The 24615-nt window shown below is 74.5% G+C and carries 22 protein-coding genes; 11 read left to right on the top strand and 11 right to left on the bottom strand.

Translation table 11 applies throughout. From position 1 onward, the window contains the following. Positions 1-72: 72 nt before the first annotated feature. Together ACIF6F_RS28135 and ACIF6F_RS28140 are read left to right on the top strand one after the other, a co-directional pair. On the top strand, positions 73-621 hold the full coding sequence (locus ACIF6F_RS28135; RefSeq protein ID WP_399952515.1) for a DUF1707 and FHA domain-containing protein: 549 nt from the start codon (positions 73-75) through the stop codon (positions 619-621). A 93-nt stretch (positions 622-714) separates the two neighbouring features. Then, a complete protein-coding gene (locus ACIF6F_RS28140; protein ID WP_399952518.1) occupies positions 715-1245 on the top strand; it encodes a GNAT family N-acetyltransferase in 531 nt (176 codons plus the stop codon). Between the two features lie 86 nt (positions 1246-1331). Here the strand turns inward: ACIF6F_RS28140 and ACIF6F_RS28145 are convergent, their stop codons facing one another. Further along, on the bottom strand, positions 1332-2585 hold the full coding sequence (locus ACIF6F_RS28145) for a M14 family zinc carboxypeptidase (protein ID WP_399952521.1): 1254 nt from the start codon (positions 2583-2585) through the stop codon (positions 1332-1334). 130 nt (positions 2586-2715) lie between these two features. Here ACIF6F_RS28145 and ACIF6F_RS28150 point away from each other — a divergent pair, with 130 nt between their 5' ends. Beyond that, positions 2716-3504, top strand: a complete 789-nt coding sequence (locus tag ACIF6F_RS28150; protein WP_399952524.1) for a nucleotidyltransferase domain-containing protein — start codon at positions 2716-2718, stop codon at positions 3502-3504. A gap of 503 nt (positions 3505-4007) precedes the next feature. On the opposite strand, the gene treY is transcribed toward ACIF6F_RS28150, so the two are convergent. Beyond that, entirely contained in the window at positions 4008-6308 is a 2301-nt protein-coding gene (treY, locus tag ACIF6F_RS28155) for a malto-oligosyltrehalose synthase (protein ID WP_399952527.1), read from the bottom strand. Positions 6309-6389: 81 nt separating this feature from the next. Here treY and ACIF6F_RS28160 point away from each other — a divergent pair, with 81 nt between their 5' ends. Continuing rightward, positions 6390-7775, top strand: a complete 1386-nt coding sequence (locus tag ACIF6F_RS28160) for an MFS transporter (RefSeq protein WP_399952530.1) — start codon at positions 6390-6392, stop codon at positions 7773-7775. Here ACIF6F_RS28160 and glgX read toward each other — a convergent pair. Further along, a complete protein-coding gene (gene glgX / locus ACIF6F_RS28165; RefSeq protein WP_399952533.1) occupies positions 7760-9877 on the bottom strand; it encodes a glycogen debranching protein GlgX in 2118 nt (705 codons plus the stop codon). The two genes, ACIF6F_RS28160 and glgX, sit on opposite strands and share 16 nt — an antisense overlap. Positions 9878-10014: 137 nt before the next feature. Between glgX and ACIF6F_RS28170 the strand changes: the two genes are divergently transcribed. The 5 genes from ACIF6F_RS28170 to ACIF6F_RS28190 all read left to right on the top strand — a co-directional run bounded on the left by ACIF6F_RS28170 (position 10015) and on the right by ACIF6F_RS28190 (position 14898). Continuing rightward, positions 10015-10839 carry a Tat pathway signal sequence domain protein gene (locus tag ACIF6F_RS28170; protein ID WP_399952536.1) on the top strand — a complete coding sequence of 275 codons (825 nt, stop codon included), beginning with the start codon at positions 10015-10017 and terminating at the stop codon, positions 10837-10839. Positions 10840-10991: 152 nt separating this feature from the next. Further along, the gene (locus ACIF6F_RS28175) at positions 10992-12329 is read left to right on the top strand and encodes a copper amine oxidase (RefSeq protein ID WP_399952540.1); all 1338 of its coding nucleotides are present in this window, start codon (positions 10992-10994) and stop codon (positions 12327-12329) included. A gap of 107 nt (positions 12330-12436) precedes the next feature. Beyond that, a complete protein-coding gene (locus ACIF6F_RS28180; RefSeq protein WP_399952543.1) occupies positions 12437-13699 on the top strand; it encodes an SAV2148 family HEPN domain-containing protein in 1263 nt (420 codons plus the stop codon). Positions 13700-13808: 109 nt separating this feature from the next. Beyond that, positions 13809-14525, top strand: a complete 717-nt coding sequence (locus ACIF6F_RS28185; RefSeq protein WP_399952546.1) for a 3'-5' exonuclease — start codon at positions 13809-13811, stop codon at positions 14523-14525. Between the two features lie 13 nt (positions 14526-14538). Further along, the gene (locus tag ACIF6F_RS28190) at positions 14539-14898 is read left to right on the top strand and encodes a hypothetical protein (protein WP_399952549.1); all 360 of its coding nucleotides are present in this window, start codon (positions 14539-14541) and stop codon (positions 14896-14898) included. 19 nt (positions 14899-14917) lie between these two features. On the opposite strand, the gene ACIF6F_RS28195 is transcribed toward ACIF6F_RS28190, so the two are convergent. Beyond that, the gene (locus ACIF6F_RS28195) at positions 14918-15769 is read right to left on the bottom strand and encodes a phosphotransferase enzyme family protein (protein WP_399952552.1); all 852 of its coding nucleotides are present in this window, start codon (positions 15767-15769) and stop codon (positions 14918-14920) included. Positions 15770-15843: 74 nt separating this feature from the next. Here ACIF6F_RS28195 and ACIF6F_RS28200 point away from each other — a divergent pair, with 74 nt between their 5' ends. After that, positions 15844-16389: a DUF1697 domain-containing protein gene (locus tag ACIF6F_RS28200; protein ID WP_399952556.1), complete on the top strand. Its 546-nt coding sequence runs from the start codon at positions 15844-15846 to the stop codon at positions 16387-16389. A 91-nt stretch (positions 16390-16480) separates the two neighbouring features. Here ACIF6F_RS28200 and ACIF6F_RS28205 read toward each other — a convergent pair whose 3' ends face one another. Then, positions 16481-17326: an aldo/keto reductase gene (locus ACIF6F_RS28205; RefSeq protein ID WP_399952559.1), complete on the bottom strand. Its 846-nt coding sequence runs from the start codon at positions 17324-17326 to the stop codon at positions 16481-16483. Between the two features lie 44 nt (positions 17327-17370). Between ACIF6F_RS28205 and ACIF6F_RS28210 the strand changes: the two genes are divergently transcribed. Further along, positions 17371-18372, top strand: coding sequence for a ketopantoate reductase family protein (locus ACIF6F_RS28210; RefSeq protein WP_399952562.1), 1002 nt, complete (start codon positions 17371-17373; stop codon positions 18370-18372). A 566-nt stretch (positions 18373-18938) separates the two neighbouring features. On the opposite strand, the gene ACIF6F_RS28215 is transcribed toward ACIF6F_RS28210, so the two are convergent. The 6 genes from ACIF6F_RS28215 to cysD form a co-directional block, all read right to left on the bottom strand. Next, positions 18939-19805: a sirohydrochlorin chelatase gene (locus ACIF6F_RS28215; RefSeq protein ID WP_399952565.1), complete on the bottom strand. Its 867-nt coding sequence runs from the start codon at positions 19803-19805 to the stop codon at positions 18939-18941. Positions 19806-19812: 7 nt separating this feature from the next. After that, positions 19813-20706: an ABC transporter permease gene (locus ACIF6F_RS28220; protein WP_399952568.1), complete on the bottom strand. Its 894-nt coding sequence runs from the start codon at positions 20704-20706 to the stop codon at positions 19813-19815. Then, entirely contained in the window at positions 20693-21487 is a 795-nt protein-coding gene (locus ACIF6F_RS28225) for an ABC transporter ATP-binding protein (RefSeq protein WP_399952571.1), read from the bottom strand. The genes ACIF6F_RS28220 and ACIF6F_RS28225 overlap by 14 nt, the downstream gene beginning before the upstream one ends. Before the next feature lie 36 nt (positions 21488-21523). Then, positions 21524-22633, bottom strand: a complete 1110-nt coding sequence (locus ACIF6F_RS28230) for an aliphatic sulfonate ABC transporter substrate-binding protein (RefSeq protein ID WP_399952574.1) — start codon at positions 22631-22633, stop codon at positions 21524-21526. A gap of 242 nt (positions 22634-22875) precedes the next feature. Then, positions 22876-24204, bottom strand: coding sequence for a sulfate adenylyltransferase subunit 1 (locus ACIF6F_RS28235; RefSeq protein WP_399952577.1), 1329 nt, complete (start codon positions 24202-24204; stop codon positions 22876-22878). A gap of 2 nt (positions 24205-24206) precedes the next feature. Continuing rightward, positions 24207-24615: sulfate adenylyltransferase subunit CysD (cysD, locus tag ACIF6F_RS28240; RefSeq protein WP_399952580.1), on the bottom strand; the 409-nt coding region annotated here is incomplete at its 5' end.

Below are 24615 nucleotides of genomic sequence, written 5' to 3' on the forward strand. Positions count from 1 at the left end.
CCCGCGCTCATCATCCCCGGCCGGACGGCGCTCTTCTGGACACTCCGGCACTGACGGGCCGACAATCACCCTGTGACGTCGAGTTTCGAGTTCCAGACCTACCCCGCGCGGCTCTCCGACGCCGAGCGGGACCGCGCCCTCGGCCTGCTCCGCGAGGGAGCCGCCCAGGGCAAGCTGTCCCACGACACCTTCCTGCGCCGCATGGAACTCGCCCTCGTCGCGCGTCGCTCCGAGGAGCTGAGCGCCCTCACCGCCGACCTGGCCACCGAAAACCCCTGGAGCAAGCGGCTGTTCGGCTGGGTGAGCCGGCTCTCGGCCGTCACGGTGGACGTCCGCCGCGCCTGGCAGAAGGAGAAGCTGCCCAAGCTGCTGCTGCCCCGGCCCGGCTCGCACGCGCTGCGGATCGGCCGCGACCCCGGCAACGGGCTGCGCCTCAGCCACGACACCGTCTCCCGCGTCCACGCCGAGCTGAGCATGCGGGACGGACTCTGGGTGCTGCACGACCTCGGCTCCACCAACGGCACCACGGTCAACGGCCGCCGCTTCACCGGGTCGACGGTGGTCCGCGACGGCGACCAGGTGGGCTTCGGCAGCATGTCCTTCCGGCTCTCGACGGACTGAACCGGATCCGCGGCCGGGCCCCGGTGACGCCGACGGGACGCCGAAGGGGCCCCGGCCGGCGGCCCGCGGACCCGGACGCGCAGGATGGCGGGCATGACCGAGCACCCCACCACACCGGACCCCGCGGCCGGCCCCGGCCCCGTCCCCCCGGTCCGTCCCGCCATTCCCCCGGTCCGCCCCGCCGTCGCCGCGGACCTCCCCCGGATCGTCGGGCTGATCCGCGAACACGCCGCGTACGAGCGGGCCGAGCCGCCCGCCCCCGGCCTCGCCGACCGCCTGCGTCCGCTCCTCTTCGGCACGGAGCGCGACCCGTGCCTGACCGTCCTGGTGGCCGAGGACACCGACGGGGAACTCCTCGGATACGCCGCCCTCGCCACCGAGTTCGCCTTCTGGGACGGCGCCCGACACCTTCACATGGACTGCCTCTACCTCACCGAGGCCGCCCGCGGCCGGGGCCTGGGCGCCGCCCTGATGGCGGCGGTGCGCGACCACGCCCGGTCCCTCGGCCTGGCCGAGGTGCAGTGGCAGACGCCCGAGTGGAACACCGGGGCGATCGCGTTCTACGACCGCCTCGGCGCCCGCTCCCGGCCCAAGCAGCGGTACACCTGGCACCCCGGCCGGTAGCGGCCCGCGGCGGTGGAGCCGTACGGCCCCCGACGGCCCCGCGGCGGTCCGGGCCGCACCGGCGGACGGCACGTACCGGCCGCCGCTCAGTCGGACGCCGCCAGCCTCCCGTACGCCGCCAGCGCCGTCCGCGCCTGGTGCTCGACCTGCGTGGCCACCGGCACCCAGCGTGCCTCGAACCGGGCCCCGAACTCCGTGCACCAGCCCGTGACCAGCCGGTCCAGCCCCGGCGCGGCAGGGTGCCCGGCGGCCCGCAGCACCCGGAGCAGCATCGCGGCCGCCCGCAGCGCCAGCCGCCACGCGAAGGCGTCGACGCTGCCCACGTACGCGGCCGTCGCCTCCGAAGGCGCCCCGTGCCGCCACTGCTCGGTGAGGGTGGGGATCAGCGCCAGGGTCCAGTCGACGGCGCGCAGCAGCGCCGAGTCCTCCCGGGGCAGCCCGGGCCGGGCGGCGGCCAGCACCTCGGCCACCCGCCGCGCGTCGGCGGTGAGCCGCGCGGCCAGCACGCGCATGGCGCCCCGCGGATCGGGGTGCGGAGCCGGGTCGTCCACCAGGTCACTGGCCCACATCGGGACCTCGACGATCGCGGTCGTCCCGGCGTGGCGGTGGACGTGGTACCAGGTCGACAGGCGGGTGTCCTCGGGGTGGAACACCTCCGAGTCCCCGCCGCCCGGATCCGGCATCACGAAGATCCCGGGCCCGGGGGAGGGCCAGCCGGCCGCGTCCGAGGCGCTGGTCTCCACCGGGATCCGCAGCTCGGCCGCCGACTTCCCGAACGGCTCGGCCAGGCCCGGTATGTCCCGGGTGAGCTGCACCCAGCTGCCGCCGAGGTCGGTGCCGTGCAGGGACACCTGGAGCAGAGGCCGGATCTCGTCGATCACGTCGAGGAGGGCCCGGGTCTCGGGCGGCAGCCGGTCCGGGGGCAGTAAAGAGGGCGCCCACTCGGGCTGTTCCGGGCCCGGCGGCCGGAAGAAGTTGCGGTGGTAGTCGAGCAGTGTGAAGGGCCGCGGCGTCCGGTGCAGGGCCGCGCCGTCCGGGTCGGCGCAGAGCAGGAAGTGCCAGGAGCCGGCGGCGCGCAGGGCCGGCTCGCGGAGCACACGCCGGGCCAGCGCCAGGGCGGTCGCCCCGCCCACCGGCTCGTTGGCGTGCGCCCCGGCGACGACGAGGGCGTCACGGGGGCCCGTACGTTCGCCCGTGGACAGCAGCCACAGGGGGCGCCCGGCCCGGGAGCTGCCGACCTGGCGCAGCCGGGCCAGTTCCGGGTGCTCGTCCGCGAGCACCCGTGCGGTCACCGCCAGTTCGCGGGCGGTGGGGTAGCGCATGTCACGGAAAAGGGTCACCCCAGTAGCTGTGCCCGCCCAGTGTCCCGTGTACCGCGGTCCCGGTACCGAATTGGGGCCGACGGCCGGCAGGATCGGGCCGGAGGTCCCGGCCGGTGCGGTCTCCACGGCGGCGGGCTAGGCTCCGACCGTGATCACGAACATCGAGTCCGCGCCCGTCCACGACGACGAGTCGTTTCCCGACCACGTGGCCGGACACCTCGCCGGGGTCCCCGGCGTGGTCGCGGTGGCCCTGGGCGGCTCCCGCGCCTCCGGCACCCACGGCCCGGACAGCGACTGGGACTTCGCCGTCTACTACCGCGGCGACTTCTCGCCCGGGGACGTACGGGCGCTCGGCTGGCCCGGCCACGTGTCCGAACTCGGCGGCTGGGGCGGCGGCGTGTTCAACGGCGGGGCCTGGCTGGAGGTGGACGGCCGGCGCATCGACGTCCACTACCGGGACCTCGACGAGGTCGAGCACCACCTCGCCGAGGCGCGCGAGGGGCGCTTCGAGGTGGAGCGGCTGATGTTCCACCTGGCCGGCATCCCCACGTACCTCGTGGTGGCGGAGCTGGCCGTCAACCGGGCGCTGCGCGGGGAACTGCCGAAGCCCGAGTACCCGGAGGCGCTGCGGCGCAGCGCGGCCGAGCGCTGGGCGGGCGACGCGCGGGCCACCCTCGGCTACGCGCGGGCGGCCTTCGCCGCGCGGGGCGGCGCCACCGAGACCGCCGGGGCGATCGCCACGGCCGCCTGCCAGGGCGCCCACGCGGTGCTGGCGGCGCGCGGCGAGTGGGTGACGAACGAGAAGCGGCTGCTGGAACGGGCGGGCCTGCGCGGTGTCGACGCCGTCCTGACCGCCCTCCCGCCGAACCCGGCCCCGGACTCCCTGACCGCCGCCGTCGACGCGGCCGCGTCCCTCCTGGACAAGGCCCTGTCCTGACCCTGCACCCTCCGGGACGCCCCGGCTGCCGCCCGCCCTGACCGGGTCGGCCCTTTCCGCCGGTCTGACGCATGCCGCCCTGCCGCCGGTGGGGGTGCGTCCAACCCCCGACGGCGGCCCGCACCGACCGGGTCGGCCCCCGTCCGGGCCCCGACGGCGGCCCGCACCGACCGGGTCGGCCCTCCCCGTGCGCCGCCAGGCTTCCGCCGACCAGGGCCTGCACCGGGTGCGTGCCCCGGCCCAGCGGGGGCGGACCCCACCCCGCCCTTCTCCCGTTCACCGGGGCTCCGCCCCCGGACCCCTCCTTCCCCGGCCCGGGCCCCCGGACCGGACTCGGGCCGAACCGCGGCCGTGCCCGGACTCGGCCCGGCCCGGCCGCCGGGGCCTCGGCCGAACTCCGTCCGGCCGGGGGTCCGGGGGGAACCCCGGTGAACGGGAGAAGGGCGGGGCCGGGGCACGACCCACCCTCCCCGGGGTCGTCCGGCGGCACCCCCCGCTCCGGCTCAGACGTCCCGTGCCAGCAGCGCGGCCGGGGCTCCGGCGAGGAGGACGGCCACCGGGAGCCAGTCGTCGGCGACCGGGCTTCCGGGCGACGGGAACACGGGAGCCCAGCGGCCCGGCGGGAGCCGGACCTCGGTGTCCCGCCAGCCACCCGCTTCCGCGAGGCGGAGCGAGAGGCGGGTGACCACCGTCACCGCCTCGCCGCCCCGGCAGAACGCCACGCAGTGGTCGGCGGCCGGCCCCCGCACCGTGAGCGGTTCGTAGCCCCCGTCCGCGCCGAAGGCGGCGGGCCGCGCCCTGCGCAGCAGCAGCGCGGCGCGCGTGAGGGCCGCCTTCTCGTCGCCTCGGGGCGGAGCGGGGTCGGGGTCGCCGTGCGCGGGCGGGCCCGGCGGCGCGAAGGGGGCCCGGTTGTCCGGGTCGACCAGGGCGCGGTAGTCCGTCTCGCAGCCCTGGTAGACCTCCGGGACGCCCGGCATCGTGAGGTGCAGCAGTGTCGCGGAGAGGACGTTCGCCCGCGTGTGCGGGGCCAGTTCGGCGGCCAGGGCCAGTACCGGCGAGAGGTCGGAGCCGGCCGCCCACTCCTCGACCGCGGCCTCGTACTCCGGGTCCGGGTCGGTCCAACTGGTCCGCAGCGACGCCTCCTTCACCGCCTTGCCCAGCGCCCGGGCCACCCGCTCCGGCTCCCGCCCGCCCAGGCCGAAGACCGTCTGCGCGGCCACCCACGCCACCTGCCGGTCCGGCGCGGCCGGCAGCCGCCCCAGCACCTCCCGCCACCGCCCGGGGCACTGCGAGAGCACCGCGATCCGGGCCCGTACGTCGCCGCTGCGCTTCGTGTCGTGCGTGGAGAGCACCGTCCCGGTGTCCGGCCAGTCCCGGGCGAGCCCGGCGGCGTACGCGTGGAACTCCCCGACCGGCACCGCCGGCCGCCCCGGGTCCCCGCCCACCTCGGTAGCCGACAGCAGCGGCGCGTACCGGTAGAACGCCCGGTCCTCCAGCGACTTGGCCCGCAGCGCCGCCGAGGTCTGGGCGAACCGCGCCTCGAAGGCCGGGTCCCCGCCCAGGGCCAGCTCCCGTACGAGCGCCAAGGCCCCCGGATCGCCGCGCAGCGCCCCCGGCTCCGGCACCACCGCCGCGCCCCCGTCCCGCGGGTACGGCCGGTACACCGGCACCGCCGCCAGCAGCTCGCGCACGGCCTCGCGGACGGCCCCCGCGTCCGCCGCGCGGCCCCGGACCGCCATCCGCACCAGCGTCTCCACCTCGGCCACCAGGTCGTGCCGCAGCAGCTCCCGCACCGCCTGCCGGGCCGTGGCCCCCCACGCACCGCCCTCCGCCCCGGCGAGCCCGGTGAACTCGGCGTACAGCTCCGCCAGTCCGGCCGCGCCCACGGGATCCGTCAGCAGCCCGTCCAGCCGGTACAGCGCGTCGTACCCGGTGGTGCCCGCCACCGGCCAGCGGGCCGGCAGGCGTTCCGTGCGGGCCAGGATCTTCTCGACCACGGTCCACGCCCGGTCCCCGGTCTCGTCCGCCAGCCGCCGCAGGTACGCCTCGGGGTCCGCCAGCCCGTCGGGGTGGTCGATCCGCAGTCCCTGCGCCACCCCGTCGCGCACCAGCTCCAGCACCTTGTCGTGGGTGGCCCGGAACACCACCGGATCCTCCACCCGCACCCCGATCAGCTCCGAAATGGTGAAGAACCGGCGGTAGTTGAGGTCGGTGCGGGCCAGGCGCCACCAGCCGAGCCGGTACCACTGGGCGGCCAGCAGCTCGGGCAGCGGCAGACCGGCCGTACCCGCGCGCAGCGGAAAGGCGTGCGGCCCGTACCGCAGCACCCCGTCCGACACCTCCAGCGCGTCGCGGCCCAGGTCGTCGCCGAGCACCGGCAGCAGCAGCCGCCCCCCGCCGGCCTCCCAGTCGATGTCGAACCAGCGGGCGTACGGCGACTCCTGACCCTCCCTCAGTACCTCCCACAGGGGCCGGTTCAGGCGGGCCGGGGCCGGCACGGCCATGTGGTTGGGCACGATGTCGAGGACCAGCCCCATGCCGTGGCGCCGCGCGGCGTGCGACAGCGCGCGCAGCCCCGCCTCCCCGCCCAGCTCCTCCCGCACCCGCGTGTGGTCCACCACGTCGTAGCCGTGCGCCGACCCCGGCACCGCCTCCAGCACGGGAGACAGGTGCAGGTGGGAGACGCCCAGCGAGGCGAGGTACGGTACGGCGGCGCGGGCCGCGTCGAAGGGGAACTCCGGCTGGAGTTGCAGCCGGTAGGTGGCCGTGGGTGCCGCAGGGCGGCTCGGGTACTGCTGGGTCATGAGAACGTACGTACCCACCCTTCGCGATTCCGTGCCATTGCCCAGGGCATCCGGGTGACTGCGCTCGGTTACCGTCGGTAGGTGGTTGGAACCCTCGACACCTACCGAAAAGTCATCGCCCTGACCGGGCCCCTCCTCCCCTTCGTCTCGTTCCTCGCCAGGCTGCCCGTCGCCATGTCCCAGTTCGGCAGCGTGCTGCTGGTCGCGGAGACCAGCGGCTCGCTCGCCACGGCGGGAGTGGTCGGCGGCACGCTCTCCGCCGGACAGGTGGTCTGCGGGCCGCTGCTCGGCCGCCTCGCGGACCGGTACGGCCAGCGGCCGGTGGTGCTCGCGGCTGCCGGCGTGAACGCCGTGGCCACCGCCGCCCTCGTGGCCGGCGCCCTGACGGACCTCGCCGCCGTCCCGCTCGCGGCGGTCGGGGCCCTCACCGGCGCGTCCGTACCGCTCGTCGGGCCGCTGGCCCGCACCCGGTCGGTGGCCCTCGCGCACCGCGCCGGGGCCGGTTCGCCCGTGGTGGGAGCCGTGCACTCCCTGGAGGGCACCCTGGACGAGGTCTCCTTCGTCATCGGCCCGGCCCTGGTGGGGCTGGCCGCGCTGGTCGCCCACCCGGCCGTCGCCCTCGGCGGGGCCGCCGCCCTGGTCGCCGTCTTCGGCACCGCCTTCGTCCTGCACCCGACCGCCGCCGTGACGGCCGGGACCCGCGGGGACGGGGTGCGGCGGGCCCGTGGCACCGGGCGACCGCCCGGCCTCGTGTACGCGCTGCGGGGCTCGCTCTTCCTCCAGGGTGCGATGTTCGGCGCCTGCCAGGCCGGGATCGCGGCGCTCACCGCCCGTCTCGGCGTGCCGGGGCAGGCCGGGCTGGTGTACGCGGCGATGGGCGTGGTCAGCGCGTTCGTGGGGCTCGCGCTGGGCGCCGTACCCGCGCGCTTCGGCCTGCGGCTGCGCTGGCGCCTGGCCACCGCCGCCGCGCTCGGGCTGTCCGTGCCGCTGCTGTTCACGGGCTCGCTGGCGGGGCTGTACGTGGTCGTGACCGTGCTCGGCGCCGCGTACGCACCCCACCTGATCACCGCGTTCGCGCTGACCGAGCGCCACGTGTGCGCCTCCCGGCTCGCCGAGGCGATGGCCTTCGCCGCCAGCTCCCTGGTCGCCGGACAGGCCCTGGCGCTGGCCCTGTCGGGCCGCCTGGCGGAGCGGTACGGGCCCGCCGGGGCCTTCGGGGTGGCCGTCGCCGCGGCGGCCTGCTGCCTGGGCCTCGCGCTCCTCACCCGGATGCCGGCGCCGGGCACGGGCACGGGCACCGGGCGGGCCCGGGCGTTCGTCCCGGCCCCGCCCCGCCGCCCGGACCGGCGGACCGACCCGGCGGCCACCGCACCGGACGTGACCCACCCGGCGGCCACCGCACCGGACGTGACCGACCCCGCCGCCACCGACCCGGCCGCCACCGCCCCCGACTACGCCGGCCGCTGAAGCACGGCGAGGGACCGTCCCGTCAGCGTGACCCGGTCGCCGGCCGCCAGACTGGGGCCGGTACCGGGTGACAGCACGTCCTCGCGGGCCGTGTCGACGATGAGCCACCACTCGGCCCCGTGGCCGGCCGGCACGGTGAACTCCAGCTCGTCGGGGCTCGCGTTGAACAGCAGCAGGAACGAGTCGTCGGTGATCCGCTCGCCCCGCGGCCCCGGCTCCGAGATCGCCTCCCCGTTGAGGAAGACCGCCATCGCCCGCGCGTGCTGGGACTGCCAGTCCCGGGCCTTCATCTGCTCGCCCTCCGGCGTGAACCACGCGATGTCCGACAGCTCGTCGTGCGTGCCCTCCACCGGGCGGCCGTGGAAGAAGCGGCGCCGCCGGAACACCGGGTGCTCGCGCCGCAGCCGCACCATGGCCCGGGTGAATTCCAGCAGCCCCGGGGCCGGCTTGCCCGGCTCGGGCCAGGCCACCCAGGACACCTCGTTGTCCTGGCAGTACGTGTTGTTGTTGCCGCCCTGGGAGCGCGCGAACTCGTCGCCGTGGCTGAGCATCGGCACGCCCTGCGAGAGCATCAGGGTGGCGGTGAAGTTCCGCATCTGGCGGGCCCGCAGCTCCAGCACCACCGGGTCCTCGGTCGGGCCCTCCGCCCCGCAGTTCCAGGACCGGTTGTACGCCTCCCCGTCCCGGTTGCCCTCGCGGTTGGCCTCGTTGTGCTTGTCGTTGTACGCGACCAGGTCGTGCAGGGTGAAGCCGTCGTGGCAGGTGTGGAAGTTGATCGAGGCCAGCGGGCGCCGCCCGTCGTCCTGGTACAGGTCGGACGAGCCGGTGAGCCTTCCTGCGAACTCTGCGAGGGTCCGCGGCTGCCCCCGCCACAGGTCCCGCACGGTGTCCCGGTACTTGCCGTTCCACTCGGTCCACAGCGGCGGGAAGTTCCCCACCTGGTAGCCGCCCTCGCCCAGGTCCCAGGGCTCGGCGATCAGCTTCACCTGGCTGACCACCGGGTCCTGCTGCACCAGGTCGAAGAACGAGGACAGCCGGTCCACCTCGTGGAACTGGCGGGCGAGGGTGGCCGCCAGGTCGAAGCGGAAGCCGTCCACGTGCATCTCGGTCACCCAGTACCGCAGCGAGTCCATGATCAGCTGGAGCACGTGCGGGGACCGCATCAGCAGCGAGTTCCCGGTCCCGGTGGTGTCCATGTAGTAGCGGGCGTCGCCGGTCAGACGGTAGTACGAGGCGTTGTCGAGCCCGCGGAAGGACAGGGTCGGCCCCAGGTGGTTGCCCTCGGCGGTGTGGTTGTAGACCACGTCGAGGATCACCTCGATGCCCGCCTCGTGCAGGGCCCGGACCGCCGACTTGAACTCCAGCACCTGCTGCCCGCGGTCGCCCCAGGAGGCGTAGGCGTTGTGCGGGGCGAAGAAGCCGATGGTGTTGTAGCCCCAGTAGTTGCTCAGCCCGTCGTCGACCAGCCGGTGGTCGTTGACGAACTGGTGGACCGGCATCAGCTCCAGCGCGGTCACGCCCAGCTTCGTCAGGTGCCCGATGACGGCCGGGTGCGCCAGCGCCGCGTAGGTGCCCCGCAGCTCGTCCGGCAGCTCCGGGTGGCGCATCGTGAGGCCCTTCACATGGGCCTCGTAGAGCACCGTGTGGTGGTAGTCGATGCGCGGCGGCCGGTCGTTCCCCCAGTCGAAGTAGGGGTTGACCACCACCGAGCTCATGGTGTGCGGGGCGGAGTCGAGGTCGTTGCGGGAGTCCGGCTTGCCGAAGTGGTAGCCGTACACCGCCTCGTTCCAGTCGATCCGGCCGCTGATGGCCCGCGCGTACGGGTCCAGCAGCAGCTTCGAGGGGTTGCAGCGCTGTCCGCGCTCGGGCTCGTACGGGCCGTGCACCCGGAAGCCGTACCGCTGCCCCGGCATGATCCCGGGCAGGTAGGCGTGGCGGACGAAGGCGTCCGTCTCGCGCAGCTCCACCGCGGTCTCCGAGCCGTCGTCGTGCAGCAGGCACAGCTCGATGCGTCTGGCGGCCTCCGAGTACACCGCGAAGTTGGTTCCGGCGCCGTCGTACGTCGCGCCCAGGGGATACGCCTGTCCTGGCCAGACCTGCATCAATGCGACTCTTCCACTCTGATCCGGCGACCGGATGGCCCCTGCCAGATCTTCCCCGAAACCAGGGCAACCCGCGGGGACTTGTGACCGTCCTACCGGGTGACCACGCATACCAGGTATGCATGTAAGGGGGAAATGTGCCCATAACAGTACGCCGCCATCTGGGGAAGCTCGTGGCGGGAGCGGCCGTCGCGGTCACCGGGACGGCCGTGATGATCGGCATCACCCTGCCGGGCGCGGCGGGGGCCGCGGACACCGCCGAGGGCGGGCGGAACACCGTGGGAACAGGGGCCGCGGGGGAGTCCGGCCAGGACGGCGGCCTCCAGCCCGGCGCCCGGCCGGGCACCGTCGAGGCGCCGGCGCGCGAGGGGGCGAAGGGCGTCGGCCGCGACCCGCTGACCGACGGCGAGCTCGCGCGGCTGCGCACGCTCGCGGCCGGCAGGGCCGGGCAGCAGAGCGAGGACGCCCGGGGCGGCCGGGGCCCGCAGTGGCTCACCGCCGACCTGGCCGAGACCCGCCCCGAGGACGTCGGGCGCAAGGGGGCGCCGCGCCGCGCCCAGCTCAGTTCGTACGACTACAAGACCGACACGCTGACCACGTACACGGTCAACCTCGACACGGGGAAGGTCGAGGCCACCGAGCAGCAGCGCGAGGTCCAGCCGCCGCTGGCCCGCGAGGAGGCCGTGGAGGCCACCCGGCTGATGATCGCCGCCCCCGCGGGCGACGGGCTGCGCAAGGACTACCGGGACGCGACCGGCAAGGCGCTGACCAAGCCGGAGCAGCTCGCCCTCCAGAACGCCCTGATCTACCGCGTCAACGCGGAGAACCCGGGACCGGCGGAGCTCCGGGAGTGCGGCAGGCACCGCTGCGTCCGGCTGTTCCTGAAGGTGAAGAACGGTCCCTGGATCGACGTGCGGTCCCTCGTCGTCGACCTCAGCGCGCGCACCGTCCACAAGCTCTGAGGCCCTTTCGCTCCACCGGCCGGACTCCGGCCCGCCGTCCCGGGTGACCCCGGGTCTTCCGCGTTCTCGTGACGGATCCCGCCTCCCCGTGGACCCGCCCCGGTGAGTCGTACCCGCCCTTCAGCTCTTTCCTGCCACAGGAGTTCCACACCATGCACGTGAACCGAGCCCACCGCGCCCACCGCGCCCGCCGGCGCGCCGCGGTGGCCCTGGCCGTCTCGGCCCTCCTCGGCGGCGCGGCCGCCGCCCCCGCCGCAGCGGCCCCGAAGGCCCCCGCGAACCCGAAGGCCCCCGCGGCCCGGGCCGCCGCGACGCCCGACTGCAGCGAGGCCTACCGCATCGAACAGACGCTCACCGGCGGCACCACCTGGCGGATGTGCTGGCGGTACGAGAGCGAGGCGGGCCTCGTCCTGGACCAGATCTCGTACCAGCCCAAGGGCGAGCCGAACCCGATCATGGTGCTGACCTCCGCCAAGCTCGGCCAGATCCACGTCCCGTACGACGACGGCAAGGCCGAGTACGACGACCTCACCGGTGCCGGCTTCGGCGGCGGCCTCCAGGAGATGGCCCCGGACGAGTGCCCCGGCGGCAGCATCAAGACCGTCAAGGTCGTCAACTCCTGGGACCAGTCCCAGACCGACGTGAAGGGCCTGTGCGCCACCACCCGGGCCCGCGGGCACGCGTACCGCATGGCCGGCGACACCCCCGGCCAGATCTGGCAGGCGCAGAGCAAGGACCTGCTCGTCTACACCGTCAACAAGGTCGGCTGGTACGAGTACATCACCGAGTGGCGCTTCCAGGACGACGGCATGATCAGCGCCAACGTCGGCGCCACCGGCAGCCTCTCCCCGGCGGACTACGACGCCGGCGACGGCCGCGGCTGGCCCATCGGTGAGGGCGCCAAGGCGTACGCCACCAGCCACAGCCACAACATCTTCTGGCGGCTGAACTTCGCCCTCGACGGCACCCCGGGCGGCAAGGTCGAGCAGTACGACTCCGAGGTCACCCCGAGCGCCGACGGCAGCACCCCCAAGACCCGCACCACCCGCAGGCAGGTCGCCAAGGAGCTCGCCGGCGACGCCAAGGCCATGCGCTGGTGGCGGATGGTCAGCGCCACCGGGAAGAACAAGGACGGGCACGCCCGCTCCTACGAGATCGTGCCGGGCGCGACCGCCAAGTACCCCGGACGGCCGTACACCCGCCACGACGTGTACTTCACCGAGTACAAGGCCTGCGAGCAGTTCGCCACCCACAACATCCGCAACTGCGGCCCCGGCGCCGGCAAGAGCGTGGACACCTGGGTCAACGGCGAGACGCTGAAGAACCCCATCGCGTGGGTCAACATCGGCTTCCACCACGTCGCCCGCGACGAGGACCAGCAGCCGATGCCCGTCCACTGGCAGGGCTTCCAGCTCAGCCCGCGTGACGTGACCGCTATGAATCCGCTCACTCCGTCCGCCCTGACCGGACAGAACGGACGCCCGCAGTAGGAGAGTTGGGAAAGGTACGGGGCCATCCGGCTGCACCGCCCGCCGCTCGGGGAGTACCCTTCCTTGATCGTTGGAGCGGCTTGGCGGAAGCAGAAGGCGGTGCACGGGTGAGCTCGGGAGGGCTGGAGCTTCCCCCTGGTGACGCGGGTCACGAGGGCGGCCCCACGGACGACCCCGGAGGCGTGCCGTCCGCCGCGGTCTCCCTGGCCCGGCCGGCGGAGGCCGGACCGGGGCCGGGAACCGGGGCCGAACTGGACTGGAGTGCCGAGGCCTGGAGCGAGGTCCGGACCCGCGCCCAGCGCGCGGGCCGGGCCTACATCTGGCTCAACCTGATCGAGCAGCGGCTGCGGGCGGTCGTCGGTGCCGTGCTGCGCCCGATCTACGAGCCCGTCCACGGCGAGGACGACTGGGTCGTCGCCGCGGCCGGGCCCGCCGGGCAGGAGTGGGTGCACCGGGCGGTCGCCGTCCGCGAGGTCAGCCGCCGCAAGGGCTACCTGCTGGACCCGGCCGACGACAACGTGCTGAGCTTCCTGACGCTCCCGCAGCTGCGCGAGCTGATGGTGCAGCACTGGCCGTGCTTCGAGCCGTACTTCGACGACCGGCGCGAGGTCGAGCTGGCGCTCGACGAGCTGGAGGTCACGCGGAACGTCGTCTCCCGCAACCGGGCCCTGTCCCAGGCGGTGCTCTCCCAGGCCGAGCGCGCCTCCGCCCGGCTCCTGGAGGTGCTCGGCGGCGGCGCGGGCAGCCCCTCCGCGGACCGGCTGCCGATCGACGCCGTGGAGGACCTGGTCGGCGACCGGTACGCGGACGTGGTCTCCGTCCACCCCGACCGGGTCCGCCTCCAGCGGCAGCTGCCGGCGGAGGACCTGTTCGGCGGGGCGCGCCGATTGGACGCGATCGGGATAGGCCTGAACCTGCTGGTGCAGAACTACTCCGGCCGGCGGCTGGTGCGGCTCGCGGAGGCGGGCTGCCGGGTGCGGCTGCTCTTCCTGAACCCGGCCAGCAGCGCGGTCAAGCGGCGGGAGCGGGAGCTGGGCCTGCGCAAGGGAGAGCTGAGCCGTTCCGTCGAGATGAACATCCTGCACGTCCGCCGGGTACGGGCGCGGCTCGGCGACCCCTCGAACTTCGCCATCCACGTCTTCGACGAGACCCCGCGCTTCACCGCCTACCTGGTCGACGGGGAGGGCGGCACCGGCGGGATAGCGGTCGTCCAGTCCTACCTGCGGCGGGCCCGGGGCATGGAGGCGCCGGTTCTGGTGCTGCGCGGCGGCGCCCGGGGTGGGGTGCCGCGGGACGCGGAGCACGGGCTGTTCCCCACGTACCGCGAGGAGTTCGAGTCGGTCTGGCAGGACTCCCGGCCGGTCTCCTGAAGCGCGCGGCCCCGGCCCGGGCGCGCGTCGGCCCCCCGTCGCCCGGCCACCTCGCCGGCGGTGTCAGACGCCCGTGGCAGGCTGGAGCCACGATGAAAGAGGGGGGACGATGACCTGGCACGGGGGAGTTCTGGCCGGATTCGACCTGGAGACGACGGGTACGGATCCGCAGCACGCGCGGATCGTGACGGCCGCGGTGGTCGAGGTGACGGACGGCGCGGTCACGCGTCGGCGGGGCTGGCTGGCGGACCCGGGGATACCGATCCCGGAGCAGGCCTCGGCCATCCACGGCATCAGCACCGAGCGGGCCGCGGCCGAGGGGCGCCCGGCGCGCGAGGTGGCCGACGAGGTCGCGGACGCGCTGGTGGACCTCTGGCGGCGCGGCGCGGTGGTGGTCGCGTACAACGCGGCCTTCGACCTGACGCTGCTGTCGGCCGAGCTGGGCCGGCACGGCCTGCCGTCGCTCGCGGACCGGCTGGGCGGGGACCCGACCGGCCCCGTGGTGGACCCGCTGACCATCGACCGCGCGGTGGACCGCTACCGCCGCGGCAAGCGCACGCTGGAGGCGGTCTGCGCGGTCTACGGCGTCACGCTGCAGGGCGCGCACGACGCGTCGGCCGACGCCCTGGCCGCGGTGGAGGTGGCCCGCGCGATAGCCGCCCGCCACCCGAGGGTGGCGGAACTCCCGCCGGAGAGCCTGCACGCCCGCCAGATCACCTGGCACGCCTCCTGGGCCGCCGACTTCCAGGCCTACCTCCGCCGCCAGGGCACCCCGGACGCCGTGGTGGACGGCACCTGGCCCCTCCGGGCCGCGGTACCGGCGTAGGGGGGACCGGCTCGTGAGCCTGCTGGTGCACACCTTCGTCCTCGACGCCGACGGCGGCTACGACCTCCTGGAGGACCCCGAGCACGGCCGGACCCTGGCCGGGTACGAGAGCACGCGGACGCGGCTGTGGGGGTCCGCCGGTACGAGGGCCCTCGGGGCGCGGTTCCTCCCGCGCCTCGACGGCGGCGACCTCTACGTCGAGCGGGAGGAGGTCGACGACTTCCTGGAGGAGTGCGCGGCGCTGCGCCCGCACCTGACCCGGCTGGCTCTGGAGGGCGGCTACGAACCTGACTACGTGTCGGCGAGGCTCGCCAACATCGTCGCCGCCGCACACCGGGCCAAGGCGGTCGGCGGCGGCGTCCTCGTCTGGTAGCCGGGCGCGGCCCCGCCGGTCAGAAGGGGTGCCAGCGGACCCGGGGATCGGCGTCGCGGAGGGAGGCGACGCGGCGGCGGAACTCCGCCAGGGCGGCCGGGTTGGCGGGGGCGTGCTGGGCCACCCACGCGCAGCTCGCCGTCTCGCGGGCGCCCCGCAGCACCGCGCAGCCGGGCCAGTCGCGCACGTCCCGGCCGTAGGCCGCGCAGAACGCGTCGTACGCCTCGGGCGCCAGGCCGTACCGGTCGAGGGACAGGGCCATCACCACCAGGTCGTGCTCGCGCAGGTCCAGGGAGAAGGTCTCCAGGTCCACCAGGACCGGTCCGTCCGGTCCCACGTGGACGTTGCGTGGCAGGGCGTCGCCGTGGATGGGGCCCCGCGGCAGGTGCGACACCAGGGCGGCGGCCTCCGCGGCGAAGGCGTCCCGCCGCTCCCGCAGGAAGGCGGCGTCCGCCGGGTCGACCGCGTCGCCCGCCAGCCGCAGCCACCGCTCCACCCCGCCCAGCAGGTCCCGGCCCGGCAGCGTGAAGTCCGGGGCGGGCAGGGCGTGCACCCGGCGGAGCAGGGCCGCCAGGTCCTCCGGGCCGGCCGGGCGCACCGCCGCCGGCAGCCGGTGCCAGACGGTCACCGGATGTCCGTCCACCAGCCGCGCCGCCGGCTCGGCCGGCCGTACCGCAGGCACCCCGGCGGCCGCCAGCCAGGCGGCGACGGCCAGTTCCCGCTCGGCGCGCGGCAGCAGCCCCGGGTCGCGGCCCACCCGGACCACCAGCTCCCCGGCGCCGAACACCGCGTTCTCCCCGAGCGCGAGCAGCTCCGCGCCATCGCCCAGGCCGACCGCTCCGAGGACCTCCCTGGCCCGCGCCTCGTCCATCCGGACACCCCTTCGCCATGACCGCCGCCGAACCGGACAAGTCTGTCACCGCGCCAGCTCGCTAGAGTGCAGGCATGACGACGTACGTGGCCCTGCTGCGCGGCATCAACGTGGGCGGCGCCAAGAAGGTGCCCATGGCGCGGTTGCGCACCCTCATCGAGGAACTCGGCCACACCGGGGTCCGCACCTACGTGCAGAGCGGCAACGCCGTCTTCGACAGCACCCTGGCCGACCCCGAGGCCGTCCGACGGGGCCTGGAGGAGGCCATCGAGGCCGAGTTCGGCTTCGCGGTCCCCTGCCTGGTCCTCGACGGGGCCCGTCTACGGGCCGTCGCCGACGCCTGCCCGTTCCCCGCCGCGGAGCTGGAGGGCAGGCAGCTGCACGCCACCCTGCTCTCCGGCGACCCCGACCCGGCGCGCTTCGCCGACATCGACGCCGGTGCCCTGCTGCCCGAGGAGTACGCCCTCGGCGACCGCGTGATCTACCTCCACACCCCGGACGGTCTCGGCCGCTCCAAGCTGGCCGAGACAGTGCTGCGCCCCTCGCGGCTCAAGGGCCTCGACGTCACCACCCGCAACTGGAACACCGTCCGCAAGCTCCTGGAGATGGTGGAGGGCTGACGGAGGCTCACCGGCCGCGAGGCTCACCGGCTGCGGGGCTGACCGGCCGGGGCTGACCGCTGCGGGCTGACCGGCCGGCCGGGCTGCCGGCTCAGACGAGGGCCTCCAGCAGCTCCGTCTCGCGCGCGGAGAGACGTACCGTCCCCGCGTCCAGGTTCTCCGCCAGGTGCTCCGGAGAGCCGGTCCCCGGCGTCGGGCACAGGACCGGCGACCGGTGCAGGAGCCAGGCCAGCGCGATCTGCCCGGTGCTCGCCCCGTGCTCCGCCGCCACCGTCGACAGCGCCGCCGCACCCCGCCGGGTCAGCGCACCGTTGCCCAGCGGGAACCACGGCAGGAAGGCGATCCCGCGCTCCCCGCACAGCTCCAGCACCGCCTCCGAGGAACGGTCGAGCAGGTTGTACCGGTTCTGCACGGAGGCCACCGGGACGTACTTCAGCGCCTCCTCCAGCTGTTCGGCGGTGACCGTGTCCAGGCCGATGTGCCGGATCTTGCCCTTCGCCCGCAACTCCAGGAGCGCGCCCAGCTGTTCGGCCATCGGCACGGCCGGGTCCAGCCGGTGCAGCTGGTACAGGCCGATCCGGTCCGTCCGCAGCCGCCGCAGGCTCGCCTCGCACATCGCCCGCAGCTGTTCGGGCCGGCCCGCCACGTGCCAGGTGTCCGGGCCGGTGCGCACCACCCCGCCCTTCGTCGCGACCAGCAGGTCGTCAGGGTAGGGGTGGAGGGCCTCCGCGATCAGCTCCTCGGCCAGGTCCGGACCGTAGTTGTCCGCCGTGTCGATCAGGTTCACGCCGCGGTCGAGCGCCGTGTGCAGCAGTGCGCGGGCCGCCGCCCGCTCGCCGCGCGGGCCCCAGTAGCCGGGGCCGACCAGCCCGCCCGTACCGAAACCCAGCCGTCGGACGGTGAAGTCGCCACCGATGGAGTACGTCGTTTCGACCATGCCCCGACCGTAACCCGGCACCCTCCGTGTGCCAGGCTCGGAACATGCGCTACATCATCATCGGAGCGGGCGCGATCGGCGCCACCATCGGCGGACGGCTCGCGGAGAGCGGGACCGAGAGCGTGCTCGTGGCGCGCGGCCCGCACGCGGCGGCCCTGCGGGCGAACGGCCTGCGGCTGACCACCGCCGACGGCACGCGGGTGCACCGGCTCCCCGTGGCCGAGGGGCCGGCCGACCTCGGCGAGCTGCGGCCGGACGACGTGCTCGTGCTGGCGGTGAAGACGCAGGACGCGGTGACCGCCCTGGACACCTGGGCGGCCGCCGAGGTCGCCGGCGGCGGCACGGCCGCGCAGCGGCTTCCGGTGGTGTGCACGCAGAACGGCGTCGAGGCCGAGCGGCTGGCACTGCGCCGCTTCGACCGGGTGTACGGGGTGTGCGTGTGGCTGCCGTCGTCCTTCCTGGAGCCGGGCGCGGTGGAGGCGCTGTGCGCGCCGCTCACCGGCATGCTGCACGTGGGCCGCTATCCGTCCGGGACGGACGTGACGGCCGGCCGGATCGCGGAGGACCTGGCGAAGGCCGGGTTCGAGGCCCCGGTGGTCGAGGACGTGATGCGCTGGAAGTACGGCAAGCTGCTGCACAACGTCGCCAACGCGATCCAGGCCACCACCGGGCCCGAACCGCATCCGGCGAAGGCCCTGCTGGCCGCGCGGGCGGTGGCGGAGGCCCGCGCCGCCTTCGCAGCGGCCGGCATCCCGGTCGTGACCGACGCGGAGCAGTCCGCCGCGCGGGACGGGAAGATCGTGCCGCCGCCGGGGGTGCGGGGCGGGTCGTCCTGGCAGAGCCTGAGGCGGGGCACGGGCACGGTGGAGGCCGACTACCTGAACGGTGAGATCTCGCTGCTGGGCCGGCTGCACGGGGTGCCGACGCCGGTCAACGACACGCTGCGGCACGCGGCGAACATCTTCGCCCGCGAGGGCCTCCCGCCGGGTGCGATGTCGATCGCGGACCTGACCGTGCTGGCCGACGAAGCCGTGACGCGGCGCTAGCGGTTCGGGGTGCCGGTCCCGTGCCGTTGCCTGCCGGTCCCGTGCCGGGTGCGGTTGGTTGCCGGGGGCGCGGGTCCCGTGCCGGGTGCGGGTCGTTGCCGGGGGCGCCTTGCCGATGCCGGGTGCGGCGCCGTGGGGGTGCGGACCGTTGCCGCTGCGCGGAGCCGTTTCCCCACCCCGCCCTCCCCCAGACTTCGTCCGGGGGACCCCCATCCCGAAACCGGGGCGGAGCCCCCGGAACGGGTCCGGGCGAAGCCCTGGGGGCACCTCCCAGCGGTAGCTGGGGGAGGGACAGCCCCGCAGGGCAACGGACCCGCACCCGGCACGGGGCCGGCACCCGGCACGGGGGCGGCACCCGGCATGGGACCGGCACCCGGCACGGGGCCGGCACCCGGCACGGGGGCGGCACCCGGCATGGGACCGGCACCCGGCACGGGGCCGGCACCCGGCACGGGGCCGGCACCCGGCATGGGACCGGCACCCGGCACGGGGCCGGCACCCGGCATGGGACCGGCACCCGGCATGGGACCGGCACCGGCACGGACCGGCACCGTGTACGGGCTCGGTCAGGCGGAGAGGGCGGTCGGCGTCACGGCGGCACAGGCGTCGCGGCGGCTGAGGATCAGCGCCGCCAGCTCCGGGGCGGCGCCCAGGACCGGGGCCAGAAGGTCCGCTTCGGCGGCGCCCGCCGCGATGCGGTCCGGCAGCCGGCCGGGCGCGATCACGTACGGGGCGACGACGACGCGCCGGACGCCCTCGGCGCGGAGCGCCCGTACGGCCTCTGCCGTGGTCGGCAGGGCCGCGGAGGCGAACGCAGGCCGCACGGCGCACCAACCGGTGAGCCGCCACTCCCGCGCGGTTTCAGCGATCGCTGCGATCGCCTCCGGGTCTGAGGAACCGGCGGCCGCGAGGACGACACCCGTCGTCGCGCGGTCCGCCGGAGAGAGGCCCGCCTCCCACAGCCGCCGTTCGAGCGCGGCGTGCAGCAGGGGGTCGGGGCCCAGGACGTCCGCCACCCGGACCTCCAGTCCCGGCAGCCGGGACGTGGCCTCGGCCAGCACCGCCGGGATGTCGGCCTTCGCGTGGAAGGCACGGGTGAGCAGGAGCGGGAGGGCGACGACCTCCCGTACCCCCGAGGCGTGCAGCGCGGCGAGCACTCCGGGGACGGACGGCGCGTTGAAGTCCAGGTACGCCGTCTCCACCCGCAGCCCCGGCCGCAGCTCCCGCACGAGCCCGGTGAGGGCGTGCACGGTCGCCGCGTGGCGCGGGTCGCGGCTGCCGTGGGCAATGACCAGCAGGGCCGGGCCGCCGGCCGGACCGGCCGCCGGGCCGCCGGTCAGACCGAGAGCCGGGCCGAGAGCCGGGCCGAGAGCCGGACCGTGCGCCGGGCCGACCGCGCCGGACGCGCTGGGCAGGGTGGAGACGTCGTACATCGCGGGTTCACCTCGCCAGCAGGCCGCGGCTGCGCAGCACGTACCGCTCGGCCGGGCTGAAGATCAGCAGGTCGATGGCGATGCCGACGACCAGGATCAGCAGGATGGCCAGGAACACGCCGGGCAGGTCGATGTTGTTGCGGCCGTTCTCCAGCAGCTGGCCGAGGCCGAGGCCCAGGTCGGGCGAGGAGGCGATGATCTCGGCGGCCATCAGCGAGCGCCAGGAGAAGGCCCAGCCCTGCTTCAGGCCCGCCAGGTAGCCCGGCAGCGCGGCCGGCATCACCACGTGCCAGACGCCCTTGAAGCCGGTGGCGCCCAGGGTGCGGCCGGCCCGCAGGAACAGCGGCGGCACCTGGTCCACGCCGGAGACCAGGCCGTTGGCGATGGAGGGGACGGCACCCAGCAGGATGACGGTGTACATCATCGCGTCGTTGAGGCCGAACCAGAGGACGGCCGGCGGCACCCAGGCCACCGACGGCAGGGACTGCAGGCCGGACAGGATCGGGCCGATCGCGGCGCGGACGGCCTTGACCCGGGCCACCAGCAGGCCGAGCGGGGTGCCGATGGCCAGGGCGAGCAGGAAGCCCAGCAGACCCCGGGAGACGGAGGTCCAGATGACTTCCAGCAGGGTGCCCTGGAGCCACAGCTCGGACAGGCTGTCCCAGACCGCGGACGGCGCGGGCAGCTTGGTCTCGTCGGTGACCTTCGCCGAGACCAGGACCTGCCACACGGCCAGGACCAGGGTGACGGCGAGGAGCGGCGGCAGGACCTTCTTGACCAGCACCTCGCGCACGGGCGCGCGGCGGATCTCGACGGCGTCGAGGGCGTCCAGGCCGGCCTCCAGGCCGGCCAGGTCGTCCGCCTTGGCCGGGGCCTTCTCGGTGGTCTCAGTGCTGGCCATGGCGGCGGATCTCCCCACGCAGGTGTTCAGTGATCTCGACGGACAGCTCCGCGACGGCCGCGTCCTCGATGCGGCGCGGCTGCGGGATGTCCACGGTCCATTCCTTCGCCACGCGGCCTGGCCGCGAGGACAGCAGCACCACGCGCTGCGCGAGCCGGACCGCCTCGCGGACGTTGTGCGTGACGAACAGGACGGAGACGTTGGTCTCCTCCCAGATGCGGGTGAGCTCGCCGTGCAGCACGTCGCGGGTGATGGCGTCCAGGGCCGCGAACGGCTCGTCCATCAGCAGCAGTTCGCTGTCCTGGGCCAGCGCGCGGGCCAGCGCGACGCGCTGGCGCATGCCGCCCGACAGCTCGTGCACGCGCTTGCCGTACGCGCCGCGGAGGCGGACCAGCTCCAGCAGGCGCTCGGCCTCCGCGCGGCGCTCGGCCTTGACGACCCCGCGCAGCCGCAGGGCCAGCTCGATGTTCTTGCCCGCGGTCAGCCACGGGAAGAGGGCGTGCTCCTGGAACATCAGCGCCGGGCGGCCGCCGGGGGTCTCGATGGCACCCTGGGACGGCCGGTCCAGCCCCGCCACCAGGTTGAGCAGCGTGGACTTGCCGCATCCCGAGGCACCCAGGATGGTGACGAACTCGCCGCGCGCGACATCGAGGCTGATGTCGTCGAGGACGAGCTGCTGTCCGGCCGGGCCGGGGAACGACTTCGAGACGTGCTCGATGCGGGCGGCGTGCGCCGCCGTGTGGGCGGTGCCTTCGGCAGCCTTGGCGAATGTGGTGGCCATGGTCGTCACCTCCTGGGTACGGAAGGGCTTGCGGGCTTACTTGGTGCCGAGTCCGGCGTCGGAGACCTCGGGCTTGCCGGCGGCCTTGAGGACCTTGTTGAGGAGGGTGAGGTCGTAGATGCCGGTGAGGTCGGGCTGCTTGATGAGCTTGGCCTTGACCGCCCATTCGGACTGGGTCTTGAGGGTGGCGGCGAGGGGGTCGTCGGTGATCTGGATGCTGGGCCAGGCGGGGTCGATGACCTTGGGGGCCAGTTCCTTGCCGGTTTCGGCCTTCAGGGCTGCGTTGGCGGAGGCCTTGGCCTTGTCGGGGTTGGCGTTGATCCAGTCGTTGGTCTTGACGGTGCCGCGCAGGACGGCCTCGACGACGTCGGGGTGTTCGGCGAGGAACTTCTGGGAGACGATGACGTTGGTGATGACGAACTTCTTGTCGGGCCACAGGGTGGTCTCGTCGAGGAGGACCTTGGCGCCTTCGGAGACGAGCTTGGAGGCGGTGGGTTCGGGGACCCAGGCGCCGTCGACGGAACCGGACTTGTAGGCGTCGGGGGTGACCTTGTTGTCGGTGCGGACGACGGAGACGTCGCCCTTGCCGCTTTCGGGGTCGACGGTCCAGCCCTTTTCGGCGATCCAGTTGAGGAACGCGACGTCCTGGGTGTTGCCCTTCTGGGGGGTGGCGATCTTCTTGCCCTTGAGGTCGTCGAGGGTCTTGATCTTGTCCGGGTTGACGACGAGCTTCACGCCGCCGGAGGCGGAGCCGGAGATGATCCGGAGGTTCTTGCCCTTGGACTTGACGTAGGCGTTGATCGAGGGGGAGGGGCCGATGAAGCCGATGTCGAGCGAGCCGCCGTTGAGCGCCTCGATCTCGGAGGGGCCGGCGTTGAAGATCTGCCCGGCCAGCCGGGTGCCGCCCAGCTCCTTCTGGATCAGGCCCTCCTGGACGCCGACCAGCGCGGTCGCATGCGTCAGGTTCGGGAAGTAGCCCACCCGCACCGTGTCCGCGGAGAGCTTCTTTCCGGCGGCCGCGACGTTCGCCTTCTCGTCCTTCGCCGCGGAGCCGTAGCCGCAGGCGGCGAGGGAGCCGAACAGCAGCGGCAGGGCGGCCGCGGCGAGCACGGTACGGCGGAAGGCGGGGCGGTGGGTGGCAGGCACGGGAGGGTTTCCTCTCGGAGGCCCGGTGCTCACGTACTCCGGATCAGTGGTCCGGGTACGCGGCCGGGAAGGCGTTCGGTCTTCGACGGTGCAGGTACGGCTCGCGGGGGGTGCGGGCGCGCAGGCAGTGCGCGTACGTCATCGCGCACATCGCGCCACCCCTCCCTGGCCGCTGCCGAGGGAGCCGCTGCCTACGCGGCCGCCCTCCTTCGCGAAGGTCGAGTAGATGTCGGCGGTCATGGTCAGAAGTCCCAGCCGTCGTCGTCCGGCGCGGCTTCCTCGGCCTGCGAGGCGAAGGACTCTCCCGCCATGCCCGCGGCGAGCGTGGTGCCGTCGGCCGGGTCGATCAGCAGGAAGGACCCGGTGCGGCGCGAGTCCGCGTACGCGTCGAGCGCGAGCGGCTCTGCGGTGCGTACGACGACCCGGCCGATGTCGTTGGCCACGAGCTGCCCGGGGTTGGGGTGCTGGGACAGGTCGTCCAGCGTCAGCCGCGAGGGAATCTCCTTCACGATCGCCTTCACCGTGCGCGTGGTGTGCTTGATCAGCACCCGGGCGCCCACGGTCAGCGGCTGGTCGGCCACGTGGCAGACCGTCGCGACGACGTCCTGCGTGGTGGCCGGGGTGCTCGCGGACGGCGCGATCAGGTCGCCGCGCGAGATGTCGATGTCGTCCTTCAGGCGCAGCGTCACGGACTGCGGGGCCCAGGCGATGTCCACGCTCTCGCCGAGCGCGTCGATCCCCTCGATGACGCTGGTCTTCCCCGACGGCAGCACGGTGACGGCCTCGCCGACGCGCAGCACGCCGGAGGCGATCTGGCCGGCGTAGCCGCGGTAGTCCGGGTGCTCGGCGGTCTGCGGACGGATCACGTACTGCACCGGGAAACGCGCCGGGCAGGCGGTGAGGTCGTGGCTGACCGGGACGGTCTCCAGGTGCTCCAGCACCGTCGGGCCGCCGTACCAGTCCATGTTGGCGGACGGGTCCACCACGTTGTCGCCGGCCAGCGCCGAGATCGGGATCGCGGTGATCTCCGGGACGCCGAGCGTGGCCGCGTACGAGGTGAACTCCTCGGCGATCTTCGCGAAGGCCGCCTCGTCGTAGCCGACCAGGTCCATCTTGTTGACGGCCAGCACCACGTGCGGGACCCGCAGCAGCGCGGCCACGGCCGCGTGGCGGCGGGTCTGCTCGACCACGCCGTTGCGGGCGTCGACCAGGACCACGGCCAGCTCGGCCGTCGACGCGCCGGTGACCATGTTCCGGGTGTACTGCACGTGCCCGGGGGTGTCGGCCAGGATGAACCGGCGGCGCGCGGTGGCGAAGTACCGGTAGGCGACGTCGATGGTGATGCCCTGCTCCCGCTCGGCCCGCAGGCCGTCGGTCAGCAGGGCCAGGTCCGGGGCGTCCTGCCCGCGGTCCTGGGACACCCGCTCCACGGCTTCGAGCTGGTCCTCCAGGACCGACTTGGAGTCGTGCAGCAGCCGGCCGACCAGGGTGGACTTGCCGTCGTCGACGGAGCCCGCGGTGGCGAAGCGCAGCAGCGTCGTGGCGCTGAGCTGCTCGGTGGTGCTGGTCATGGCTAGAAGTACCCTTCGCGCTTGCGGTCTTCCATCGCGGCCTCGGACAGCTTGTCGTCGGCGCGGGTCGCGCCCCGCTCGGTGAGGCGGGAGACGGCGATCTCGGCGATCACCGCGTCGAGCGTGGTGGCGTCGGAGTCGACGGCACCGGTGCAGGACATGTCGCCGACGGTCCGGTAGCGGATCTGCCGGGTGACGACCTGCTCGGACTCCTTCGGCCCGCCCCACTCGCCCGCCGTCAGCCACATGCCGTTGCGCTGGAAGACCTCACGCTCGTGGGCGAAGTAGATCTCCGGCAGCTCGATGCCCTCGCGGTCGATGTACTGCCACACGTCCAGCTCGGTCCAGTTGGACAGGGGGAAGACGCGGACGTGCTCGCCGGCGGCGTGGCGGCCGTTGTAGAGCTGCCAC

The organism is Streptomyces sp. NPDC086023 (assembly GCF_044540325.1).
Classification (GTDB): Bacteria; Actinomycetota; Actinomycetes; order Streptomycetales; family Streptomycetaceae; genus Streptomyces.